This window comes from Emticicia sp. SJ17W-69 (assembly GCF_051209875.1).
In the GTDB taxonomy this organism is placed as follows: domain Bacteria; phylum Bacteroidota; class Bacteroidia; order Cytophagales; family Spirosomataceae; genus Emticicia.
In genome coordinates this window covers 2,715,233-2,738,747 of the sequence record NZ_JBNTQY010000001.1, presented here as the reverse complement: position 1 = coordinate 2,738,747, position 23,515 = coordinate 2,715,233, and the positions used below count along the sequence as shown (strand labels likewise).

Below are 23,515 nucleotides of genomic sequence, written 5' to 3'. Positions count from 1 at the left end.
TTGAATTACAAGAGAAACAAAGAATTAATAACTTGCTGATAATCAAGTATTTATGGTTTTTTGTTTATTTTCAAATTTTCAATTTTCATTTCTTATCTTATATTTGAGCTAAATTAAGCAAATCAAACCAAATAAATGAAAGAACGCTTACAATTTCTCTTAATATATTTTTGCTTTTGGGTGGTTTTCTTCCTGAGTGCAAGGATAATATTTCTAAGCTATCATATTGAAGATACCAAACTTCTGACTTTAGAAACAGTTTGGGGGATTTTTTGGAATGGCATACGCATGGATTTTTCAATGTCTGGTTATCTTTCTGTTATTCCTTTTTTCTTAGTTACAGTTTCAAATTTTATTAAAAAAAGTCGCCTTGAAAACTGGATATTTTCTTATACTTTCGTAATTGTCTTTATCATTACATTGATTGTGGTGATTGATTTGCAAGTTTTTAATACTTGGGGTTATCGCTTGGATGCAACTCCCTTACATTACCTCAACTCACCACGTGAAGCTTGGGCTTCGGTAAGTTCCTCACCTATCTTTCAATTATTTTTAAGTTTTATTATTCTGCTAATAGTTGCGTCTTATATAGTTTATAGAATTGTAACACGTAATATAGATGGTTGGAATTATATTGAAAATCTACCATTTATTCCAGTTTCTGGTTTATTCTTACTTGCTCTGATCATACCAATTCGAGGAAGTCTTGGAATTTCGCCAATGAATCAGAGTACCGTTTATTTTTCTACAAATAATTTTGCAAATATTGCTGCGGTTAATGCACCGTGGAATTTTTTTAGTTCCATTGTTAATGGCAGTTATGATAAAGTAAATCCTTATACATATTTACCTAAAGAAACATTAAGTAATGCCATAAAAGAACTTTATACAACTTCAAATTCGTCAGAGTTAGTTTTGAAAAAGGAAATCAAGAAACCTAATATTTTATTGATTGTTTGGGAAAGTTTCACTAAAAAAGCTACCGAAAAACTCATTGATGGCATGGAAGTTACTCCAAACTTTAATGCTTTAAAAAAAGAAGGTATTTATTTTTCAAACATTTATGCAAGTGGTGATAGGACAGAAAAAGGGCTTCCTGCTATTTTGAGTGGCTATCCTGCACAGCCAATTGCCTCAATAATCACTGAACCGAATAAATCTTCAAAATTGCCTGTTTTAAGTAAAGATTTTGGTGATAATGCCTATTCTACTGATTTTTATTATGGTGGAGAAACTGACTTTGCCAATATCAAATCATATTTATATGCAGCAGATTTTCAAAAGATTGTGAGTAAACAAAATTTTGACCAAAAAGATTGGAATTCAAAATGGGGAGCACACGATGGAATTGTTTATCAAAAATTTTTAAATGAGCATACAAATGCTAATCAACCGTTTTTTTCAACGCTTCTCACATTAAGTAGTCATGAGCCATTTGAAGTTCCTATCGAAACAAAATTTAAAGGCGATGATGAAGATAGTATGTTTATGAATGCAATGTATTATGCTGACAAATCGTTAGGAGATTTTATTGCTCAAGCAAAAACGCAGGCTTGGTGGCAAAATACCTTAGTAATTATTATTGCTGACCATGGTCATCCAATTCCGCATACAGGAAATAAAATTGATGATTTTAAAATTCCAATGCTTTGGTTGGGGGGAGCTTTAGCAAAAACAAATATTGAAAATTCCAAAGTAGCCTCGCAAATTGATATTGCTTCAACTCTATTAAAACAAGTTGGGCTGAATGCCTATGCTTACAACTGGAGCAAAAATATTTTCGATAAGCAAACAAAACCTTGGGCGTTTTTTGCTTTTAATAATGGATATGGTTTTGTTGAAGACAAGAAAAAATCGATTGTTTTTGATAATGTTGGTCAGAAAATAATTCAACAATACGGAAATATTAGTCCTAAGGACCAAGATTTAGGGAAAGCATTGATGCAAAGAATGTTTCAAGATTACTTGGATAAGTAAAATATGGAATTCAAATGTGGAAAGCATAGAATAACACATTGAGTTTTGATTCAAGTATTTACATATTTTCTGATTTAAACAAATTTCTTTTTTTATTGAAATAGTACTTAGTAAGCTTAAAATGTAAATAAGATCATATCGCTTTACGTAATAAATATTAACCTTTGATGGAAATTGTTGATTTTTAAAGACGTCCATCAAATTTTAAAACTTGATATTTTGCCTAAATTTATTTAATGCCAAATATTTTAAAAAAATTGCTTTATTTACCTCACTTTTGTTACCGTCAGGATTTGTTCAAACGTAGATAGCTTATTTCTACGTTTGCATAGTTAGATTCTTATCTATTAAAATTTCCAATTAATAATTCAACCACTATTTAACTGGTGTTTATTCACCAAGTTGTTAAACTATGAAACTTCAATTCAAACAGAATGATGGTAGCGAGCGTGCTATCAAAGGGTATGAGTACATGACTCCAAGTTCAGGGGCAGAAAAGTACAGATCTTCATCAAAAATTAAAAATGCTACCCTTCCTGAAAAAGTAGATTTGCGTCCATTTATGACGCAAGTAGAAGACCAAAAACAGTTAAGTAGCTGTACGGCAAATGCTGTTGCAGGAGCTTATGAGTATTTAGTTAAAAAGTATTTGAGCAAAAAAGCATTTGATGTAAGTCGACTTTTTATCTATTATAATGCTCGGTTAAGAACTGGGCGTGAGATAAAAGACTCAGGAAGCCATATACAGTATGCAGTGGATAGTCTAATGAAAATTGGTGCTTGTAAGGAAGAAACTTGGCCGTATGATACAAAGCAAGTAAATGTAAAACCTCATACAAAATCTTATGAAGTTGCAGCTAATTTTAAAATAGAAAAAACAAAGTTTGTTCCTGTTGACCTTGAAGCATGGAAACAATCCCTAGCAGAAGGTTATCCAATTGTGTTTGGAATTGCTCTTTTCCCTTCATTTGATACTTGTAGTAAAAATAAAGGAATTGTACCAATGCCTTCACCAGATGAAGCTTCACGCTCAGCTCATGGATTACATGCAATGCTTTGTGTGGGTTATTCAGAAATTGATAATATGTTTATTGTTCGAAATTCTTGGGGAGAGCAGTGGGGCGATAAAGGTTATTGTTATATGCCTTATAATTATTTGATTAATAACAAATTTAATATGGGTGATTGCTGGATTTTTGGTCGCTCAACTCCAATTCCAGATTCGGATGAAACTTGGATTGATGATAAAAAATCAATTGTGGATAATGGTAGAGGATTCAATAAAAAGGACCTTATTATATATAATGAGGAAGATTATGAAGACTTTGATCCTTTTGATGGAATAGAAATAGTTGAATACGACGAAGAAATTCCTGAAGAATTTGATGAATTGGAATTTGAAGGAGACGGTGAATACGATGAAATTCTAAGCGAATATGAGGATGGTTTAGAAGAAGAGGAATATGACGAAGAAGAATATGAAGAGGAGGAAGGCGAAGAAGAAGAAGAGGAGGAAGAAGAAGATGAAGAAGAAGAGGAGGAAGAAGAAGATGAAGAAGAAGAAGATGAAGAAGAAGAAGATGAAGAAGAAGAGGAGGAAGAAGAAGAAGAAGAAGAAGAAGAAGAGGAAGAAGAAGAAGAGGAGGAGGAAGAAGATGAAGAGGAGGAAGTGGAGGAAGAAGAAGAGGAGGAAGAAGAAGAAGAGGAAGAAGAAGAATATGAAGAGGAGGAAGAAGAAGGCGAAGACGAAGAAGAATATGAAGAGGGAGAAGAGGAAGGCGAAGAAGAGCCAGAGGAAGAAGGAGGAGAAGAAGAGGAAGAAAAATAAATCACCTCAAAACATACACAGATGCTTAAGGTATCTGTGTTTTTTTTGAATTAAATCAACGAATTTTGAGTTTGATTGCTCAAATTTTGTGTGATACCTTTCTTTAAAAAATTACATTTACAAAAAATGTAGAATTCTTTAAAATTAGGTTTTGTTTTGGGGTGAATTGAAGTGTTTTGTTTATAATATTTAAGATATGGGTTTTGATTTAGGAGAATTATGATATTTTTTTTGCAAATTTATTAAAAACAGGCTTCGATTTAGCGGTGAATCATTGAAAAAATCAAATTAATCAAACAAAAAGTTGTACTTTATAAAGAATTTAGAATATTCCACTAAAATAATTGGCTTTTGAAGAATAATATATTGTTTTCGTATTATATATTTGTATCATATTCTTTGATTGATAACCGCAATACATTAAAAAATTACAAAAATGGCAAACGTTCCTGTAGCAAAATTAGAGTACATTTGGCTTGATGGTTACAAACCTACTCAAAGCCTTCGCAGCAAAACCAAAATTGAAAAGAACTTCAGTGGTAAATTAGAAGATTGTGATATGTGGTCTTTTGATGGCTCTTCTACACAACAAGCACCAGGTGGTTCATCTGACTGTTTATTGAAGCCTGTTTTCATTTGCCCAGACCCAACTCGTTTAGGTGCAGGTTTCTTAGTAATGTGTGAGGTATTGAATTCTGATGGAACGCCACACGAATCGAACGGTCGTGCTACTATTGATGATGAAGATAATGATTTTTGGTTTGGATTTGAACAAGAATATTTCTTGTGGAATAACGAAACAAATAAACCAGTTGGTTTCCCAGCAAATGGCTACCCAGCTCCACAAGGACAATACTATTGTTCAGTAGGTGCAGCTAATGCTTTCGGACGTGACATGGTTGAAGAACACCTTGAAGTTTGTTTACAAGCAGGTTTAAATATAGAAGGTATTAATGCTGAAGTTGCAGCTGGTCAGTGGGAATTTCAAGGATTTGCTAAAGGTGCAAAACAAGCAGGTGATGAAATGTGGGTTGCACGTTATTTACTTGAAAAAATTGGCGAAAAATATGGTATATCAATCAACTGGCACTGTAAACCATTAGGTGATACAGACTGGAATGGTTCGGGTATGCACGCAAACTTCTCAAACACATTGTTGAGAACTTCTGGTAAAAAAGAAGATTACGATACAGTTTGTCAAGCATTTGCTCCATTTGTTAAAGAACACATTGCTGTTTATGGTGCTGATAACCACTTGCGTTTAACTGGTAAGCACGAAACACAATCAATTGATAAATTCTCTTACGGTGTTTCAGACCGTGGTGCTTCAATTCGTATTCCGATTGCTGCAGTGCAAAAAGGATGGAAAGGATGGTTGGAAGATCGTCGTCCAAACTCTGCTGCTGATCCTTACAAAGTTGCGGCTCGTATTATCAAAACTGTTAAAACAGCGAAAGTTTAAGATTTTTTCGAATAATATTTTGTTCGCAAAGCCCCTCGACAATGTTGAGGGGTTTTTGTTTTTATACAAAAAAAAAATTCTTCAATCTTTAAATTTTGAATTAGAATTTTAGCATTCATTCCAATCACAACCTGAAAAAACATGCTTCAAAAGATAAAATTCACTAACTTTGCACCATTATTAAGAGAATAGATGAAAAAAGTAGCATTTTATACATTAGGTTGTAAACTCAATTACTCCGAAACATCAACCATTGGTCGGATGTTTGAGAGCCGTGGGTTTCAAAAGGTCGAGTTTAATGAAAATCCTGATATTTTTATTATAAATACTTGTTCGGTGACTGAAAATGCCGACAAAAAATGTAAGAAAATTGTAAAAGAAGCAAATCGAGTAAATCCTGATGGGTATGTTGCCATTATTGGTTGTTACGCTCAACTCAAACCGCAAGAAATTTCTGAAATTGAAGGCGTTGATGCCGTCTTGGGGGCAGCTGAAAAATTTCGCTTAGTTGATTTATTAGGCGATTTTGTAAAAGAACCACGTTTGCAAAATGAAAAAGCCCAAGTTTTTAATTCAAAAATTGAAGAAGCAGTTGATTATCATACCTCATATTCGCTCAATGACCGCACTCGCACCTTTTTGAAAGTTCAGGATGGTTGTGATTATCCTTGTGCTTATTGTACGATTCCCTTAGCTCGTGGGAAAAGCCGCTCAGATACTGTGGCAAATGTTGTCAAAGCAGCTAACGAAATCGCAACAAGTGGTGTAAAAGAAATTGTTTTAACAGGTGTAAATATTGGAGATTTTGGTTTACAGAATGGCATTCGAGTAGAAACTTTTTTTGACTTGGTAAAGGAATTAGATGAAGTTGAAGGAATCGAACGATTCAGAATTTCAAGCATCGAACCTAATCTTTTGACTGATGAAATTATTGAATTTGTATCAAAATCAAAGAAATTTGTTCCGCATTTTCATATTCCTTTACAATCTGGTTCAAGTAAAGTTTTGGCATTAATGAAACGCCGCTATAAGCGTGAATTGTATGTTGAAAGAGTGAATAAAATCAAACAACTAATGCCTGATTGTTGCATAGGTGTTGATGTAATTGTTGGTCATCCAGGTGAAACGGAAGAAGCTTTTTTAGAGACCTACAATTTCCTTAATGAATTGAATATCAGTTATTTACATGTGTTTACTTATTCTGAAAGACCCAATACAACTGCTATCGGAATCAAGCCAATTGTACCTCAAAATAAACGTGCCGAGCGTTCGAGAATGTTACATATTTTGTCTGACAAAAAACGCAGATTTTTCTACGAAAGCCAAATTGGAAAAACATTTAATGTATTATTTGAAGAAGATATAGAAGAAGGAAACATGCACGGATGGACTGAAAATTATGTTCGAGTTACGGCCAAGTATGACCCCATCTTAATCAATGAAATGAAGACTGTAAACTTGTCGTTGGTAAATGAAAAAATGTTGGTTGAGGTAGAAGAAGTTGAGGAATATCTGATGCACTAATTTGTAACACAATTCTCCGAATTGTGTTCGTTGAAATGGCACAATTCGGAGAATTGTGTTACAAAAATTCTGCTAAATCACCAACTCCTTGTCTGATAACTTCAAAATCATCATCAACGGCAAAAACAACCGTTGATGCTTGAATTCCGCACCAACCACCATCAATAATAATATCAGCTTTTTCACTGTTTTGCTGATAAATTACTTCAATTTCATTAGGGTATTCAATGATATCATCAATATCGTCTTTCACAGATGTTGTAATAATTGGGTTGCCCAACATTTCAATAATTTTCAAAGGAATTTCGTGGTCTGGAATACGAATACCTATGGTTTTTCTTTTTGTTTGAAGAATTTTTGGAAGTTCTCCTGTTGCAGGCAATATGAATGTGAACGGTCCAGGTAAAGCTCGTTTCATTAAGCGAAAAGCGTTGTTTGAAACTTTTGCATACGTTGAAATATTGCTTAAATCGTGGCAAACAATTGAAAAATTATTTTGTTGAGGTTTGATTCCTTTAATTTTACAGAGTTTTTCTACAGCTTTTACATTATTAATATCACATCCCATTGAATAAACTGTATCGGTAGGATAAATGATAATCCCTCCATTTTTTAGACAATCGACAACATGACGGAGTTTTCTTTCATCTAAATTACTTGGGAATATTTCTATAATCTCAGCAGACATCTTTTTGTTATTAGTGAGCAGTTATCAATCAAAAGTTGATAACTGCTCATTAAAATTTTGAAAACTATATTTGGCAAACAATTCAACAAATCAATTTGCTTAAGTTTAACTTATTTACTTTTTTTGCTTTTTTTACCTACCGCTGAAGCTTCGTTATCTGTTGATTTTGGAGCATTCATATCCATATAATCAACTGTTAAAGCTGCAAGTGATTTTACACCGAGTGTAAAGCCAGATTCATCAATGTAAAAATCTGGTGTATGGTGTGGAAATCCAACTTTTACATTTTTAGGTTTTCCACCTAAAAAGAAAAAGAATCCAGGGACTTTTTGTTGAAAAAAGCTAAAGTCTTCGGCACCAGTTTGAACAGGTTGAACTTGCACATTTGCTTTACCAGCTAAGTTTTCTAATGACCCAATCATTTTTTCGGTAAGAGCTGGGTCATTGTACGTAACTGGATAACCTGTTTCGATAGTAACATCAGCTTTAGCACCAGCACTTTCTGCAATATTTGTGGCTACTTCTCTGATTCTTTTATGAACTAATTCTCTTTGTTCTGTTCCGAAAGTACGAATTGTTCCAATCATATCAAGTGATTCAGAAATGATGTTTTGACGAATACCACCATGAATTGCTCCAACGGTAACAATGGCAGGATTTTCAGTAATATTCACATTTCTGCTAACAATTGTCTGTAAGCCCATGACAATTTGTGAGGCCGTCACAATTGGGTCAATACCTCCCCAAGGATTTGCTCCGTGTGTTTGTTTACCATTTACTTTAATTCCTAATTGATCAACAGCCGCCATTGTTGCTCCTGGGCGATAGCCGATGGTACCCACTTCTGTAACTGAGCTAATGTGTAAGCCAAATACAGCATCAACTTTAGGGTTTTCCATTACTCCTTCCATTACCATTAATTCTGCACCAGATTTACCATTTTTTAATAAACTTGGGTCATAAACACCCTCTTCAGCAGGTTGGAAAATAAATTTTACTGTTCCAGCAATATCATTTTTCATAGAAGATAATACTTCTGCAACACCCATTAAGATAGCCACGTGTGAGTCATGGCCACAGGCGTGCATTAAACCTGTTTTCTGACCATTATAAACAGTTGAAACGGTTGATTTGAAGGGAACATCTACACGTTCAGTAACTGGTAAACAGTCCATATCTGCACGAAGAGCAACTACAGGACCAGGTTTGCCACCTTTGAGAATTCCAACTACACCGGTTACGGCAACTTTTTCTTGAACTTCGATGCCAAGTGAGCGAAGATGATCGGCTACTATTTTTGCAGTCCGAACCTCCATATTACCCAATTCAGGATGTTCATGAAAATCACGTCTCCAAGTGATGACTTTTTTTTCAATAGCATCCGCTCCTGCATTGATTCTGGTTTTAAGTGAGGTTTGACCATATACCAATCCACATGAGATTGCTAAAATGGTTGTTAAGATTTTTTTCATCGGTAAGTTTAGTTATATGATGTTTCAAATTTAATCAAAAAAAGAATCGTAGTTTAGAATAAATTGCTATTTAGTTGAAATTTATAAAAATCTTTCTGTTGAATTGCAAAATTAGGATTTAAAACATTTATTAATCAACTTACGATTATTCGATTCCGTTAGCCAATCTTGCTTAAATTAGCATAAAATTATAGACAACTTTTATAAAATTTTAATTTAATACCATTATGAAGTTTTTTTTAAGCATAAAATATGATTAATTTTACCTCATACATTTGCCTTTCTGAGATATTTATAGCCAATAAATTGTAGGTTTAGTTTAATTTTTAAAAGCAAACTTCGAGAAACTATTGGCATAACTTTTGCTGCATTTACTTGTATAAGTTCTATATTTTAGTTTATTTCTAAGTTTTTTTAGTAATAAATTTATAATGCAAACGTTAAAAAGCATTTTAAACCTGCGTTTTAATGTATTTGTACAATACACCTTTCTTTCCTATGAAATATAATTTAATTTTATTGTATATTTTTTTGTGCATTCAAATAGCGATTGCACAAGAAAAGGACTTTTCATTTAAGCGTATTTCAACAAATGAAGGGCTTTCCCAGAGCCATGTAAGTTCTATACTCAAGGATAGAAAAGGCTTTATGTGGTTTGCAACTGAAGAAGGATTAAATAAATTTGATGGCTACCGTTTTTCTACCTATAAACATTCACATATCGATCGCTCAAGTTTAAACGACAATTTTGTATATGATATTTTAGAAGACTATCAAGGAGAGTTGTGGATCGCAACTTCAAGTGGTTTAGATCGCTTAAATAGAGAAACTGATGGCTTTTATCATTTTTTTAATGACAAGTTTAAAATATGCGTCCGTGATATTTTTCAAGACAGTAAAAAAAGAATTTGGTTGGGTACAACCTCTGGCCTCTACCTATTAAATACTCAAAAAGGTACATTTACTTGCTTCAAGCACCAAGAAAAAAACGCAAATAGTTTAAGCAATGATTTTATTTTCCAAATCGGAGAAGATAGCTTTGGCAATCTTTGGATAGCTACTAAAAATGGTTTAAATAAATTTGATATAAATAAAAACCTTTTTACTCGATTTTTTAATGATCCTAAAAACCCAAAATCGATTGGTTCTAATTGGATAAGAGCGATTTTTAAAGATAATCATCAAAACATATGGATTGGTACATCGGGTGGTGGAGCTGCCAGATTAAACCCTAAAGATGATACATTTATCAATTATAAGCATGATCCTCAAAAGACTAATAGCATTGCTCTCAATAATATTTTATCATTCATGAATGATAAAAAAGGTAATTTATGGATCGGTACAGAAAATGGTGGAATTAGTATTTTTAATGAAAAAGAAAATACGTTTTCGACAGTTAAATATGATATTAATGATTTTAATAGTTTAAGTAATAACTCGATTTATAGTTTATACTTAGATGATATTGGAAATATTTGGGTAGGAACATATTCTGGAGGAATTAATTTTTTGCCAAATTTTGGAAAGAAATTTTCAACCTATAAACAAGAAATAAATGGACTTAACTCAAGTATTATCTTGTCTATTGCCGGTGATTCAAAAAATGACAATGTTTGGTTAGGAACAGATGGGGGAGGTTTAAGTTATTTTAATAGAAAAACAAACACTTTTACTACCTATAAAAGACATTCAAATGCACAAAATAGCATTGGTTCTGACTTTGTAGTTTCAGTAATTGAGGTTGAAAAAGATTTATTAGCCATAGGTCATTATTTAGGTGGTTTTGATTTGTTTAATACGACTACTAAACAATTTATTCATCACTTACCCAATAGTAAAAATCCCAATAGTATCTCTGCTTCAAGTGTTTTTGCAATTCTCAAGAGCAAAGATGGTAATCTTTGGTTAGGTACTTACACAGGTGGATTAGACTATTATGATAGAAAAACTAAGCGTTTTACCGCTTATATTCATAATCCAAAAGATTCAAAGAGTATTTGTGATAATTATGCGAAAGCACTTTTTGAAGATAATGAAGATAATTTATGGGTAGGGACTGAAAATGGACTTGATTATTTCAACAAAAAAACGAAGGTTTTTACCCATTTTGTCAATGATCCAAATGATAAAACTAGCTTAAGTAATAATAATATTCAAACAATTGTTGATGCGGGCAATGGTAATCTTTGGATTGGGACAATGGATGGATTAAATTTATTAAACCTCAAAACGAAAAAGTTTCAGACCTTTACTGAAAATGATGGATTAGTAAATAATATCATTCATAGTATATTGAAAGATAAAAAAGGGAATCTATGGATAAGTACGAACAAAGGGATTTCAAATTATAATCCATCAACAAAAGTTTTTAGAAATTATGGGGTTTCAGATGGTTTGCAAGGAAATGAATTCAAACCAAGAGCTGCTTTTGTAACCATTGATGGTGAAATGTTTTTTGGTGGAACAGATGGACTCAATACATTTTATCCAGAACGTTTGCATGATAATACATTTGTGCCACCCGTTTATATTACTGACTTTCAGGTTTTTAACAAATCAATTATTCCTGGAAATAAAGAGTCTGGTTCTCCACTGAGCAAGCCTATCACTGAAACAAAAAAAATTACATTAGCTCACACTCAATCAGTTATTTCATTTGAGTTTGCTGCTTTAAATTATACATTATCTTCCAAAAATATGTATGCCTACAAATTAGAAGGATTTGATAGTGAATGGAATTATATTGGCAATCGCCGTACAGCTACTTATACAAATTTGGATGCAGGCGAATATATTTTCAGAGTAAAAGCGTCAAATAATGATGGTTTGTGGAATGAAAAAGGAGTAGCGTTGATTTTAAAGATTTTACCTCCTTTTTGGGAAACATGGTGGTTTAGATTCCTGTTAATTTCAAGTATTGTTGGTTTAGCCTATTTATACTATTATTACCGAATGGGTTTAATCACTAAACATAACATTCGTCTTGAAAAAGAAGTTGAATTGCGTACACAACAACTTTATAAATCAACACAAGAAGAACTCATTGCAAGAGAAGAGGCAGAAAAAGCAAACCGTGCTAAAAGTATTTTTCTCGCAACAATGAGTCACGAAATTAGAACACCTTTAAATGGTATAATTGGGATGACTTCACTGTTGGAAGAAACAGAGTTAAATGAAGAACAAAAAAGTTATACAGATACAATTCAATCTTGCGGAGAAGGATTATTGACAGTTATCAATGATATTCTTGATTTTTCAAAAATAGAATCGGGAAAAATGGAATTGGAAGAAAAGAGTTTCAATTTAAGGAATTGTATTGAAGAAACATTAGATGTTTTTGCTACCAAAGTTGCCCAATTAAAAATTGATTTATTATATCAGATTGATTGGGATGTGCCATTAAATATTGTGGGTGATCAATTACGTTTAAGACAAGTCCTTTTGAATCTCGTAGGAAATGCCATAAAATTTACTGAAAAAGGTGAAATCTTTATTAAGGTTTATTTAATTGAAAATTTTGAAAATGGATATGTTGAGATCGGATTCAAAGTAAAAGATACAGGTATAGGTATTCCTGAAGATAAATTAGAAAAACTATTTAAAGCGTTCTCTCAAGTTGATGCATCTTCAAGTAGAAAATATGGAGGAACAGGTCTTGGCTTAGTAATTTGCGAAAAAATAGTGAGCTTAATGAAAGGTAAAATTGAAGTTGAAAGTGAAGTGAATAAAGGTACAATATTTACTTTCACAATAAAAACCCTCATTAGTAATATTAAGTTTTCGGTTCCACCTTTTAATTTAGAAAGTTTAGAAAACAAACAAATTTTAGTAATTGACGACAATCTTACAAATCTAAATATTTTGAAAGGGCAACTTGAGCGTTGGAAGATGATTCCGACCTTGACAGATTCTCCAGAAGAAGCATTAAAAATTGTCAATAAAAACCATGATTTTGCTGTGGTGATTGCAGATATGCAGTTTCCAACAATGGATGGAATTGAATTGGCACTTGGAATCAAAAAAATAGATGATAAGTTGCCAATTATTTCGCTTAGTTCTATAGCAGACACTTATTATAAAGAACACCCCGATTTGTTTTGTTCTGTATTGACAAAGCCAGTCAAGCAACACATTTTATGCCGAAGTATATATAATGCTTTGGCACCAAAAGTTTTGCCAATCTTGGTTGAAAAAAGCATAGAAAAACCCCATGAACAAAAACTGTCTCCAGATTTTGCAAATAGATATCCCATGGAAATTTTGATAGCTGAAGATAACGTTATGAACCAAAAATTTGCAATTAGAATGTTAAGTAAACTTGGCTTTGAAGCTGATTTGGCCGAAAATGGTTTAGAAGTTTTAGATGCAATTTTGAAAAAGGAATATCAAGTTATTTTGATGGATGTTCAGATGCCAAAATTAGACGGTTTACAAACAACAGTTCAAATACGGAAACAAAAAATTAATCAGCCAATAATTATTGCAATGACAGCAAATGCCTTACAAGAAAGTAGATTAGAATGTGAAGAAGCTGGTATGGATGATTATATTAGTAAACCAATCCAAATGGAGTTATTTGTAAATATGTTAGAAAAGTGGGGAATTGAAATTCAAAGAAGGATGGAAGCTTGGCAATAATCAAAAAAGAAAAGGCTTTAGCCTTTTCTTTTTTGATTATACACGAATTCTCGAATTAAAAATAAATTGATAGATGAACATTCATTAACTTTTATTCGAAAAAGACTAATGATGATTGATTGGTTTGCTTCTGATAGTTAGCAAAAAGTTCTTTAGAAGCATTTAAGCCTTTTTCTCCATAGACCATTAAGCAAACGGTCCCACCACTGCCACCACCTGTGATTTTAGCACCATAAATACCAGAATCATATCCTTTTTTACGAGCCATACTCACAATTTTATCTGTCATTTCATTTCCTAAACCACATTTGTTATAACTTTCGTGCGATTGATACATCAATTCGCCCATAATGGGTAAAATGGCAGAATAATTGGCTTCAGAAAGATTTTTTAATAATTCAAGAAAAGTTGTAACACGATGATTTTCATAAATTGGGTGCTGAGTGCAAGCGTTTATATTATAGAAAACATCCGCTTTAATCGTAGATAATTGATCAGTTATTCCACCAAAATCATGGATAAAATCTTTTCCATACATTGAATTAAGACTTCTCGCAAAGTTTGATTCAAACATCGAAGGTGAAATATTACTTAAAAAGCCATTAAATGGTATTTCATCATTGCTAAGTTCTTGAATTCTTTCTTTTGGGATTCCACTTTTTTGTGCAATAATTGAATAACCCATGAATGCAGCTGTACGAACTTCACCATAAGACGCTCCACCAACCGAATGCCTAACTCCACTATCAATACCTACAAAATAAAGGTTTTCTGGAATTTCTACTAAGTTATGTATTTTATCAGGTTGACACAAAATGGGCAAAAGTTTGTTGTTTTCACCAAAAAAAGAAGCCAATTGATCCATTAATCCACAAGGAGCTCCTACGACTAAATTTTCTGCCTTTTGTGCAAATTTTGGAAGGTCAGTTGCTGCTAAATTTATAGAAAATAACTCAGTCATTGCTTTTAAAGTAGCAACTTCAATCGCTGCGGATGAAGAAACACCTTTACCGACTGGAACATTTGAGTCAATTAATATATCTAAACCACCCAAATTAACTTTTTTTTCATTACTTAAAACCAAGTAAACACCGATAATGTATGAAGCCCAATCGCCGCCATCAATGTTTTGAAGATATAATCTTGCTTGTTCATACTCTAATGGTAATTCATCTAAATCTATATAAACTTCATTATTTGTCTGAATATCTAAACTTTTAATATGTAATTGGTTATAATTTCTTATACCAATAGTAACAATTGCTTTTTCTTTGATTGGCATTTGCAAAACCATCGAACCCGAATAATCAGCAATACCACCCATAACGTCCATTCGTCCAGGTGAAGATGCTTGGATTAAAGTTTGATTATTTCCGAAAAATTTTTGAAGTACAAGAGAGGAATCTGAGTTTATTTTCATTTTTACTAAAAAACCTTACAAGATTAAATAAATCCTGCAAGGTTTGTTTGGTTCGAGATTTTTATAATTTTTCTACAATAATTGCACTTGCACCACCACCACCATTACAAATAGCAGCCATACCGAAGCGACCATTTTTTTGATGCAAAACATTAATCAAGGTTGTCACAATTCTGGCTCCAGAGCAACCAAGGGGATGTCCCAATGAAACAGCTCCACCAAAAATATTTACTTTTTCATAGCTAATGCCAAAATTTTTGCAAAAAGCGATTGGTACGGCAGAAAATGCTTCATTAACTTCAAAATAATCAATATCATTGATTTTTAATCCTGCTCTTTTAAGTGCTTTTTCAGCAGCGATGATAGGGGCTGTGGTAAACCATTCTGGCTCATGTTCGCCATCAGCATAAGCAATAATTTTGGCAATTGGCTTTAAATTATTTTTTTCAATTGCTGATTTTGATGACAACACAAGAGCTGCCGCACCATCATTGATTGTTGAGGCATTAGCCGCTGTTACTGTGCCATCTTTGGTGAAAACAGGTCTTAATGTTGGAATTTTTTCAAAGTTTACATTCTTATATTCTTCATCCTCAGCAAAAACTTTCACATTTCCTTTTTTGTCAGTAACTTCTACGGGAATCACTTCATTAGAAAACATACCATTAGCCCAAGCTTCTGCTGAACGCTTATAAGATTGAATCGCAAAATCATCTTGATCTTGGCGAGAAATGTCAAATTTCTTGGCAGTTGCATCGGCAAAGCAACCCATAGCATTCCCGTCATAGACATTTACTAAACCATCTTTAGCTAAACCATCAATTAATTCTCCATTCCCATAACCATATCCATAGCGTGCTTTAGCCAAATAAAATGGAATCATCGACATATTTTCCATGCCACCAGCTACGACAATCTCATTTTGACTTAATTCAATTGATTGACTACCAAAAATAATCGACTTCATACCCGATGCACATACTTTATTAATGGTCGTTACGTTTGTTTTGTTACTCAAACCACTATAAATTGTTGCTTGTCTGGCTGGTGCTTGCCCTACATTGGCTTGGCAGACATTGCCAAATAATACCTCTTCAACTGAATTATTGTCAATGCCAGCTTTTAATACAGCAGCTTTAATAGCAGCAGCTCCTAAATATGGTGCAGCCACAGTTGATAATGAACCTCCAAAGCTCCCAATTGGCGTACGAACTGCAGAAATGATAAACGTATTTTGCATTGATATATGTTAGTATTTTTTACTATTAACAAATAAATGGATTTTTACCAAGTTTTCTTTTTATGACCAATCATGGCATAATATAATACAAAACCGTACAAAGGTATCATAATTGCATAAGCCAATTGAGAATTTTTTAGAAAATCTGAAAGGCTACCATACACCAAAGGTAGAATTGCACCTCCTGCAATCATCATCACTAACCAAGCAGACCCAATCTTTGTGTATTTGCCCAACCCATCAATAGCTAAAGGCCAAATTGCTGGCCACATAATGGCATTTGCCAGACCTAAAACTGCAATACATAAAACTGATGAAAAGCCAGTTGTGAACAAAGCTAAAATTGTAACAATTATGCCTAAAATTGATGAAAGTTTTAACCAAGTTTGTTGAGAAACATACTTTGGTATCAAAACAATTCCTAACACATAGCCCAACATCATCAACCATAGCGTATAGGTACCAAATTGACTTGCTTCCTCCGTTGAAAAACCCAATGAAATGCCATAACTGATAATAGAATCACCCGCAATCACTTCAGCACCCACATAGCAAAATAATGCGATTAGCCCTAAAACCAGATTTGGAAACTCAAAAACACTTGATTTGGTAGTTAAAGCAGCCTGATCATTTCCGTCTTGTTCTTCGCTGACTTCTGGTAATCCTTTAGAAAACAAAATTAATATTGCTAAAACTACTAATACACCCGTTAGAACCAAATATGGCGTTACAACTTTTTGAAGTTCTTCTTTGGCAGAAACGGCTGCCCCTGCAACACCACCTGCTAATAAAATTCCACCAAAAACTTTCTGACTGATGATTCCGGCAGTTTTGTTGGCAATGCCCATAAAACTGATACGTTGAGCAGCACTTTCTCTCGGCCCAAGTATAGTTGCATAAGGGTTTGAGGCAGTTTGAAGCAAAGTTAAGCCAATACCGATGGTAAATAAACCTACCAGAAATAATGGATAAGATTCAGCCTCAGCGGCAGGGACAAAAATTAATGTACCTATTGCCATTATACCTAACCCTAATGACATTCCTTTCTTAAAACCTACTTTTTTTAGCACCGCTGACGATGGGATAGCCATAATGGTATATGAAATAAAGAATGCAAAAGTTACCAAATATGAACTGGTATTTGAAAGATCAAAGGCTTTTTTAAAAAATGAAATCAAAGTACCATTTACCCACGTGACAAATCCAAAGACAAAAAATAAAAGTCCAATGATAATGAGTGGCCCGATATAGTTTTTATTATTTTCTTGCATGATTTTATTATTTATTGAAGATCAGTAATTGTCATTTAATCCAAAAATTCTTTTATTAGTTTTCCATTTTCCACGAGTAAAGTCAGGAATTTCAATCGGTGAACTTCCTCTGGCAATAGATAACTCAGAAAGTGGACTGATTGCACTCCAAGCAGCGGCATCATATACATCAATTGGTGGTGCAACTTTATTTTTTACGGACTCAATAAATGCTCTTAATACAAAAAAGTCCATGCCACCATGACCAGCATTAACGGCATCTTGTTCAAATTTTTTCCAAAGGGGATGGTCGTATTGTTTTTGATAATCGGCAAAAGGCTCCCATGAATCATGTTTTTTTGAAACGCCATCTAAATAGATTTGATTTCCATCATTCATCCAAATTCCTTTAGTACCTTGAGCTCTAAAACCTAAAGAATATGGTCTTGGTGCATTTGTATCATGAATGATTACAATGTTTTCACCATTGGCACATTGAATTGTTGTGGTGACAATATCACCGCATTTGAATTTAACTTTGGCATTTGGGTGATTTTCACCACCATTTTCTACAATATAATTATGTAAACCTCTTGATTTTGTTGCAAATGATGTTAGGTATTCAAATCTATTTCCACGATTAATATCCATCCAATGAGCAACTGGCCCAAGTCCGTGCGTAGGGTATAGGTCTCCATTTCTATCGACCGAATGTTGGGTACGCCATTTAGCTTCACTGAAACCTTTTTCTCCAAATTCTACCCCTTTACCATAAGCTGATTTTCCATCATTTAATTTTACAAAACGCAAATCATGTTGGTAACCGCAATGTCCATAAAGCATTTCACCAAACATATTTTGACGCACCATGTTTAATATTGACATAATATCACGGCGATAACATACATTTTCGAGAATCATGCAATGTGAGCCTGTTTTTTCGTATGTATCAATCAAGTCCCAAGATTCTTGTAAAGTTACCGTTGCAGAAACTTCAACACCAGCATATTTACCTGCTTTCATGGCAGCAACCGACATAGGTACATGCCATTCCCAAGGTGTGGCAATAATAATTCCGTCTAAATCATCTCGTTTAACAAAGTTTTCAAAATCTCTTTCTCCTTTTGTATAGGCTATTGGCTCTTTTTTACCAAACTTTTGAAAAATTTTATTGGCTTCATTGATTGAATTTAAGTCAATATCACAAATGGCAGGAATTTCAACATCCGAACGATACATGGCTTGTTCAAGATGGGTGCGGCCTCGCAACCCAACACCTATAAAACCTAGTCTGACTTTTTTGTCTTCTTTTAGATTATTTTTCTTAACTATGAATGGAATGCTTGAGGTAGCCAAACTTGTAGAAAGGAAATTTCGACGATTCATTTTTGTTAGGTTTGAGGATGAATAAAAACAATTATTAATTATTAGATTACAAATTAATTTCAAATTTTGGAAATCTACACCTTAACTCAAAAAAATCTAAAAAATAAAGAAATAATCAAGCGTTTTCTTTCAAAAAAAAGACTTTTTAAGTAATTCCCAAAGTTAAAATGAATTATTTTGATTTGGAAAAATATTATTTTTTAATATTTCTTGAACAAAATAAAAAAACCACTTGTTAATATAATCGAAACCGTTTCAACTGAGCGTTAAAAGCTACCGCTCGGAAGTCAATGAGTGTTATACACAAACTTTGTAACGACTTTTGACTTGATTTTTTAACACTTTCAACATTTTAATTTGGAATCAAAAAATAAAAGGGTTGCTGTGTTCCGTAAAGAACACTTCAATGCTGCTCACCGCCTCCATAATCCCGTATGGACTTTGGAAGAAAATGCCCGTATTTTTGGGAAATGTAATAATCCTAATTTTCATGGACATAATTATGACTTGATTGTACAACTGACTGGTGAGGTAAATCCAGCGACAGGCTATGTTTTTGATTTGAAAATTTTAAGTGATTTAATTAAAGAAAATGTTTTGGATAAATTTGATCACAAGAATCTAAACCTTGATACAGAGGAGTTTAAAAACCTTAATCCTACAGCGGAAAACATTGCGATTGTAATTTATGAAATTTTGAGACCCAAAATTTCGGACAACCTTGATTTGAAAATTAGACTTTACGAAACTGAAAGAAATTATGTCGAATATCCAATTTAAAGACCAAACTTTAGTGAACGATTTATTATTAGATGACCAAGATCATCCCTTCACTAAACTCGAAACACCTTTGAGAGAAGATGCTTTTGATTTAGATGATGACGAAAAAATTGAAATTATTGAAAAGCATTTCAAAGAAATTATGCTTACATTAGGTCTTGATCTTTTAGACGAAAGTTTAAGAGGAACACCTCATCGTGTGGCAAAAATGTATGTAAAAGAGTTGTTTTCAGGCTTAAATCCAGAAAATGAACCTGCTATGACCCTTTTCACTAACGATTATCATTATAATGAAATGTTAGTTGAAAAAAACATTCAATTCTATTCAAATTGTGAGCATCATTTTGTTCCAATCATTGGGAAAGTGCATATTGCTTATATTTCAAGTGGAAAAGTAATTGGATTGTCGAAACTGCACCGAATTGTTAATTATTTTGCTCGTCGTCCACAAGTACAAGAACGTCTAACAATGCAAATTGGAAATGCTTTGAAAACTGCCTTAATGACAGAAGATGTAGCTGTGCTCGTTGATGCCGACCACCAATGTGTTTCATCAAGAGGAGTAAAAGACCAAACAAGTTCAACAATTACTTCTTTTTACGGTGGAGTCTTCAAAAACGAAGATAAAAAAGGAGAGTTTTTGAAGGTGCTTAGTGTATAATTGATAATGGCTAATTGATAATGGAGAATCATTAAAACAATTTACTGAACATTCGGTTTAAATTGTAGTAGTTGAGATATTAAATTCTCCATTATCAATTATCAGTTAACAATTAAATATATGTCATTTAAAAATAAAAATTTCCTAATAGTTGGAGCAAGCTCTGGTATTGGTTTTTCACTTGCACAAAGTCTAATCGAAGCAGGAGCAAATGTTTTTACTGCTTCTCGCACACAGCCGAATCTCATGGCAAATTTTTTCTTCTGGGATGCACAAAATCCTGACAGCAATACATTTAATGAATTACCTACAATTTTAGATGGCCTAATTTACTGCCCAGGCACAATAAATTTGAAACCCTTTCATCGATTGAGTAACGAAGACTTTTTGAAAGATTTTCAAATAAATCTTCTTGGAGCTGTCAGTGTTATTCAAGCTAATTTAAGTCGTTTGAAAGCCGCAGGAAATGCTTCGGTTGTATTATTTAGTACAGTAGCAGTTCAAACTGGAATGGGATTTCATGCCTCCATTGCTGCATCCAAAGGTGCAATAGAAGGATTAACAAAATCTTTAGCCGCTGAATTTGCTGTTTCTAAAATAAGAGTTAATGCAATCGCTCCATCGTTGACTGATACGCCTTTAGCTAAAACTTTACTTTCTTCTCCAGAAAAAATTGAAGCATCGAATAAAAGACATCCAATCGGAAGAGTTGGTAAGAGTGAAGATATTGCATCAATGGCAAAATTATTACTTTCAGATGATGGCAGCTGGATAACAGGTCAGATTTTTCATGTGGATGGTGGTATGAGTTCTATAAGAATGATGTAATTTTTAACCTTATAATAAATTAAATGTAAGTTTTTGATTAAAATTTACCATTTGTCAAGAAAATGTTATAGGTTTCATTTTTCAAAGTACATTTGAACCATTATTCTAACTAAACCTTTCTAAAGCAATGGGCTTTCTTTTTATTATTATTCCCGTTATTATCATTCTTTATTTGTCAATTGTCATTGTTCAACAAGGCAATGTGGCAGTTATTACTGTATTCGGAAAATATAGCCGAATCATGACACCAGGTCTAAATTTCAAAATTCCATTCATTGAATTTGTTTTTCGCACAATTTCTATTCAAAATCGTTCGGCTGAACTACAATTTCAAGCAATTACGAATGACCAAGCCAATGTTTACTTCAAGGCAATGTTATTATATACAGTAACTGATAATTCTGAAGAACAAATTAAGAATGTGGCTTTTAAATTTATTGATCAAGCCAACTTTATGCAAGCATTGGTTCGCTCAATTGAAGGTTCAATTCGTAGCTTTGTGGCTACAAAAAAGCAAGCAGAAATTTTGGGTTTAAGAAATGAAATCGTTGATGACGTAAAATCTAATCTTGATCATATTTTGAATGGCTGGGGGTATCATTTATTAGACTTACAAATTAATGATATTACGTTTGATGAAGAAATTGTAAAGTCAATGTCCAGAGTGGTTGCTTCTAATAATTTAAAGGCAGCGGCTGAAAATGAAGGACAAGCCCTATTAATTACTAAAACAAAGGGTGCTGAGGCTGATGGAAATGCGATTAGAATTTCGGCTGAGGCTGAAAGAGAAGCAGCACGTTTACGTGGACAAGGTTTGGCACAGTTTCGTGAAGAAATTGCTAAAGGGATGGCAGTGGCAGCAGCAGAAATGGAAAAAGCTCATCTTGACCCATCAATTATTCTATTTTCGCTTTGGACAGAAACCATGCGTCAGGTAGCTCAAGATGGTAAAGGAAATGTTATATTTATGGATGGCTCGGTTGAAGGATTTGATAAGACAATGAAACAAATGATGGCGTTGAATCAAAATTCTGAAAATAAACAGAGGAAATAATAAAGTTTACAGTCCATTAAAAAACTAAGGCTACCTTTTTGGGGTAGCCTTAGTTTTTTATAAATATATGTTTATTAAACATTAAAAAGCATCATAGATCAACTTCAAACCAACAACAATGAAAACTATACCCGATATATATTTAATGTATTGTATTGTTTTTTCACTCATTTTATTTTTGATTTTATAAGCTGATAGAGCAAACACTGACTCAACCACAAAAATCATTAGAATACAAGTGGAAAAAAAAGCAATTTCATCATAAATATCATATTTATAACTTTTCAATGACGCTGAAATGACCATCCATGAAATGAAATTGACTGGATTAATGACATTTAGTAAAAAACCCTTTCCAAAGAAATAAAAGAAACGAGCTAATTTAAAATCCTTTTTTTTTGTTGAAGGCTTAGATTGAATAAATTGAAAAACTCCTAAACTGATGAGTAGGATAGACCCGAAAATTCTTGAATAAAATCCAAAATTAGGTATATTTGGTAAAAATGAAGTCCCAAGAAAAGCAATGAAAACCATCAAAATGTCACCAAAAACAACGCCAAGTGAAATTTTGATTCCTGCTTGATAGCCATTCTCAATGCTATCTTGGATAAGGGCAAAGAATACACTACCGAATCCAAAGCTTAGTACAATCCCAGTAAAAAAACCTAATGAAATAGCTTCAAGCATATTAAAGTCCTTTTAATCTTGCAACTTTTAAAATACCTGCGACACTTATCGAGTCAGTGATTTCATCTTTTAAAACCATGTCTAATGCTTGTTTAAATGGTATTCTTTTTATTTGAAGTTGTTCTGTTTCTTCGGGTTGACTTTCGGATTGTGTTAAATCTTCAGCAAGATAAATATAAGCTACCTCTCTGCATACAGAGTTTGATGTATGAAGTTTAGAAATTAACGTCCATTTTTTTGCAATTAAGCCAGTTTCTTCTTTTAATTCTCTTTTGGCACTTGCTAAAACTTCTTCACCATTTGGACAACCACCTTCAGGAATTTCCCAAGAATATTCATTGAGTGGAAAACGGAATTGCCCTACAAGCCAAGTGTTATCATTTTGGTCAATAGGCAATATTCCAACGGCAATATTTTTAAAATTGACAGTTCCATAAATCCCCTTTCCACCACTTGGATTAACGACATTTTGATGGACTACCTCAATCCAATTGTTCTCATACTTTACCTCAGAATCGAGGATTTGCCACGGGTTTACATTCTCATTCATAGATGCAAACTTAATATTTTTTAGGCAGATTTGAAAAAAAGATTTTTTCATAATAGTCTTATCTTAT

Annotated in this window: 17 protein-coding genes; 9 read left to right on the top strand and 8 right to left on the bottom strand. The window is 33.1% G+C overall.

The window, feature by feature from the left end; all coding sequences use genetic code 11:
- Nucleotides 1-135: 135 nt before the first annotated feature.
- From ACQUQZ_RS11170 to mtaB, 4 genes are all read left to right on the top strand, one after another.
- Nucleotides 136-1,977 (top strand): LTA synthase family protein, encoded by a 1,842-nt coding sequence (locus ACQUQZ_RS11170; RefSeq protein ID WP_435355011.1) that lies wholly within the window; start codon nt 136-138, stop codon nt 1,975-1,977.
- 412 nt (nt 1,978-2,389) lie between these two features.
- Nucleotides 2,390-3,805, top strand: a complete 1,416-nt coding sequence (locus ACQUQZ_RS11165; protein WP_435355010.1) for a C1 family peptidase — start codon at nt 2,390-2,392, stop codon at nt 3,803-3,805.
- Between the two features lie 436 nt (nt 3,806-4,241).
- A complete protein-coding gene (locus tag ACQUQZ_RS11160) occupies nt 4,242-5,267 on the top strand; it encodes a glutamine synthetase beta-grasp domain-containing protein (protein ID WP_435355009.1) in 1,026 nt (341 codons plus the stop codon).
- 192 nt (nt 5,268-5,459) lie between these two features.
- Nucleotides 5,460-6,791: a tRNA (N(6)-L-threonylcarbamoyladenosine(37)-C(2))-methylthiotransferase MtaB gene (mtaB, locus tag ACQUQZ_RS11155; protein WP_435355008.1), complete on the top strand. Its 1,332-nt coding sequence runs from the start codon at nt 5,460-5,462 to the stop codon at nt 6,789-6,791.
- A gap of 58 nt (nt 6,792-6,849) precedes the next feature.
- On the opposite strand, the gene ACQUQZ_RS11150 is transcribed toward mtaB, so the two are convergent.
- Nucleotides 6,850-7,479, bottom strand: coding sequence for an L-threonylcarbamoyladenylate synthase (locus tag ACQUQZ_RS11150; protein ID WP_435355007.1), 630 nt, complete (start codon nt 7,477-7,479; stop codon nt 6,850-6,852).
- A gap of 110 nt (nt 7,480-7,589) precedes the next feature.
- On the bottom strand, nt 7,590-8,951 hold the full coding sequence (locus ACQUQZ_RS11145; protein ID WP_435355006.1) for an amidohydrolase: 1,362 nt from the start codon (nt 8,949-8,951) through the stop codon (nt 7,590-7,592).
- Between the two features lie 498 nt (nt 8,952-9,449).
- Between ACQUQZ_RS11145 and ACQUQZ_RS11140 the strand changes: the two genes are divergently transcribed.
- Entirely contained in the window at nt 9,450-13,592 is a 4,143-nt protein-coding gene (locus tag ACQUQZ_RS11140; protein WP_435355005.1) for a two-component regulator propeller domain-containing protein, read from the top strand.
- 91 nt (nt 13,593-13,683) lie between these two features.
- On the opposite strand, the gene ACQUQZ_RS11135 is transcribed toward ACQUQZ_RS11140, so the two are convergent.
- The 4 genes from ACQUQZ_RS11135 to ACQUQZ_RS11120 form a co-directional block, all read right to left on the bottom strand.
- Nucleotides 13,684-15,012 (bottom strand): galactokinase, encoded by a 1,329-nt coding sequence (locus ACQUQZ_RS11135; protein ID WP_435355004.1) that lies wholly within the window; start codon nt 15,010-15,012, stop codon nt 13,684-13,686.
- A gap of 61 nt (nt 15,013-15,073) precedes the next feature.
- Nucleotides 15,074-16,252, bottom strand: coding sequence for a thiolase family protein (locus tag ACQUQZ_RS11130; protein WP_435355003.1), 1,179 nt, complete (start codon nt 16,250-16,252; stop codon nt 15,074-15,076).
- A 44-nt stretch (nt 16,253-16,296) separates the two neighbouring features.
- A complete protein-coding gene (locus tag ACQUQZ_RS11125) occupies nt 16,297-17,523 on the bottom strand; it encodes a sugar MFS transporter (RefSeq protein ID WP_435355002.1) in 1,227 nt (408 codons plus the stop codon).
- 21 nt (nt 17,524-17,544) lie between these two features.
- Nucleotides 17,545-18,888: a Gfo/Idh/MocA family protein gene (locus ACQUQZ_RS11120; protein WP_435355001.1), complete on the bottom strand. Its 1,344-nt coding sequence runs from the start codon at nt 18,886-18,888 to the stop codon at nt 17,545-17,547.
- Nucleotides 18,889-19,245: 357 nt separating this feature from the next.
- Here ACQUQZ_RS11120 and ACQUQZ_RS11115 point away from each other — a divergent pair, with 357 nt between their 5' ends.
- From ACQUQZ_RS11115 to ACQUQZ_RS11100, 4 genes are all read left to right on the top strand, one after another.
- Entirely contained in the window at nt 19,246-19,668 is a 423-nt protein-coding gene (locus tag ACQUQZ_RS11115) for a 6-pyruvoyl trahydropterin synthase family protein (RefSeq protein ID WP_435355000.1), read from the top strand.
- Complete coding sequence (gene folE / locus ACQUQZ_RS11110) at nt 19,649-20,329, top strand: GTP cyclohydrolase I FolE (RefSeq protein WP_435354999.1); 681 nt, start codon at nt 19,649-19,651, stop codon at nt 20,327-20,329. Before ACQUQZ_RS11115 ends, folE begins: the two co-directional genes overlap by 20 nt.
- Before the next feature lie 120 nt (nt 20,330-20,449).
- Nucleotides 20,450-21,157: an SDR family NAD(P)-dependent oxidoreductase gene (locus ACQUQZ_RS11105; RefSeq protein ID WP_435354998.1), complete on the top strand. Its 708-nt coding sequence runs from the start codon at nt 20,450-20,452 to the stop codon at nt 21,155-21,157.
- A 127-nt stretch (nt 21,158-21,284) separates the two neighbouring features.
- Nucleotides 21,285-22,211 (top strand): SPFH domain-containing protein, encoded by a 927-nt coding sequence (locus ACQUQZ_RS11100; RefSeq protein WP_435354997.1) that lies wholly within the window; start codon nt 21,285-21,287, stop codon nt 22,209-22,211.
- An 81-nt stretch (nt 22,212-22,292) separates the two neighbouring features.
- On the opposite strand, the gene ACQUQZ_RS11095 is transcribed toward ACQUQZ_RS11100, so the two are convergent.
- Together ACQUQZ_RS11095 and ACQUQZ_RS11090 are read right to left on the bottom strand one after the other, a co-directional pair.
- A complete protein-coding gene (locus ACQUQZ_RS11095) occupies nt 22,293-22,898 on the bottom strand; it encodes a LysE family translocator (RefSeq protein ID WP_435354996.1) in 606 nt (201 codons plus the stop codon).
- Between the two features lies 1 nt (nt 22,899).
- Nucleotides 22,900-23,448, bottom strand: coding sequence for an NUDIX domain-containing protein (locus ACQUQZ_RS11090; RefSeq protein WP_435357650.1), 549 nt, complete (start codon nt 23,446-23,448; stop codon nt 22,900-22,902).
- Nucleotides 23,449-23,515 lie beyond the last annotated feature (67 nt).

Coding starts and splice junctions, on each gene's coding strand:
- ACQUQZ_RS11170 (WP_435355011.1), top strand. CDS start 136: ATGAAAGAACGCTTACAATTTCTCTTAATATATTTTTGCTTTTGGGTG.
- ACQUQZ_RS11165 (WP_435355010.1), top strand. CDS start 2,390: ATGAAACTTCAATTCAAACAGAATGATGGTAGCGAGCGTGCTATCAAA.
- ACQUQZ_RS11160 (WP_435355009.1), top strand. CDS start 4,242: ATGGCAAACGTTCCTGTAGCAAAATTAGAGTACATTTGGCTTGATGGT.
- mtaB (WP_435355008.1), top strand. CDS start 5,460: ATGAAAAAAGTAGCATTTTATACATTAGGTTGTAAACTCAATTACTCC.
- ACQUQZ_RS11150 (WP_435355007.1), bottom strand. CDS start 7,479: ATGTCTGCTGAGATTATAGAAATATTCCCAAGTAATTTAGATGAAAGA.
- ACQUQZ_RS11145 (WP_435355006.1), bottom strand. CDS start 8,951: ATGAAAAAAATCTTAACAACCATTTTAGCAATCTCATGTGGATTGGTA.
- ACQUQZ_RS11140 (WP_435355005.1), top strand. CDS start 9,450: ATGAAATATAATTTAATTTTATTGTATATTTTTTTGTGCATTCAAATA.
- ACQUQZ_RS11135 (WP_435355004.1), bottom strand. CDS start 15,012: ATGAAAATAAACTCAGATTCCTCTCTTGTACTTCAAAAATTTTTCGGA.
- ACQUQZ_RS11130 (WP_435355003.1), bottom strand. CDS start 16,252: ATGCAAAATACGTTTATCATTTCTGCAGTTCGTACGCCAATTGGGAGC.
- ACQUQZ_RS11125 (WP_435355002.1), bottom strand. CDS start 17,523: ATGCAAGAAAATAATAAAAACTATATCGGGCCACTCATTATCATTGGA.
- ACQUQZ_RS11120 (WP_435355001.1), bottom strand. CDS start 18,888: ATGAATCGTCGAAATTTCCTTTCTACAAGTTTGGCTACCTCAAGCATT.
- folE (WP_435354999.1), top strand. CDS start 19,649: ATGTCGAATATCCAATTTAAAGACCAAACTTTAGTGAACGATTTATTA.
- ACQUQZ_RS11105 (WP_435354998.1), top strand. CDS start 20,450: ATGTCATTTAAAAATAAAAATTTCCTAATAGTTGGAGCAAGCTCTGGT.
- ACQUQZ_RS11100 (WP_435354997.1), top strand. CDS start 21,285: ATGGGCTTTCTTTTTATTATTATTCCCGTTATTATCATTCTTTATTTG.
- ACQUQZ_RS11095 (WP_435354996.1), bottom strand. CDS start 22,898: ATGCTTGAAGCTATTTCATTAGGTTTTTTTACTGGGATTGTACTAAGC.
- ACQUQZ_RS11090 (WP_435357650.1), bottom strand. CDS start 23,448: ATGAATGAGAATGTAAACCCGTGGCAAATCCTCGATTCTGAGGTAAAG.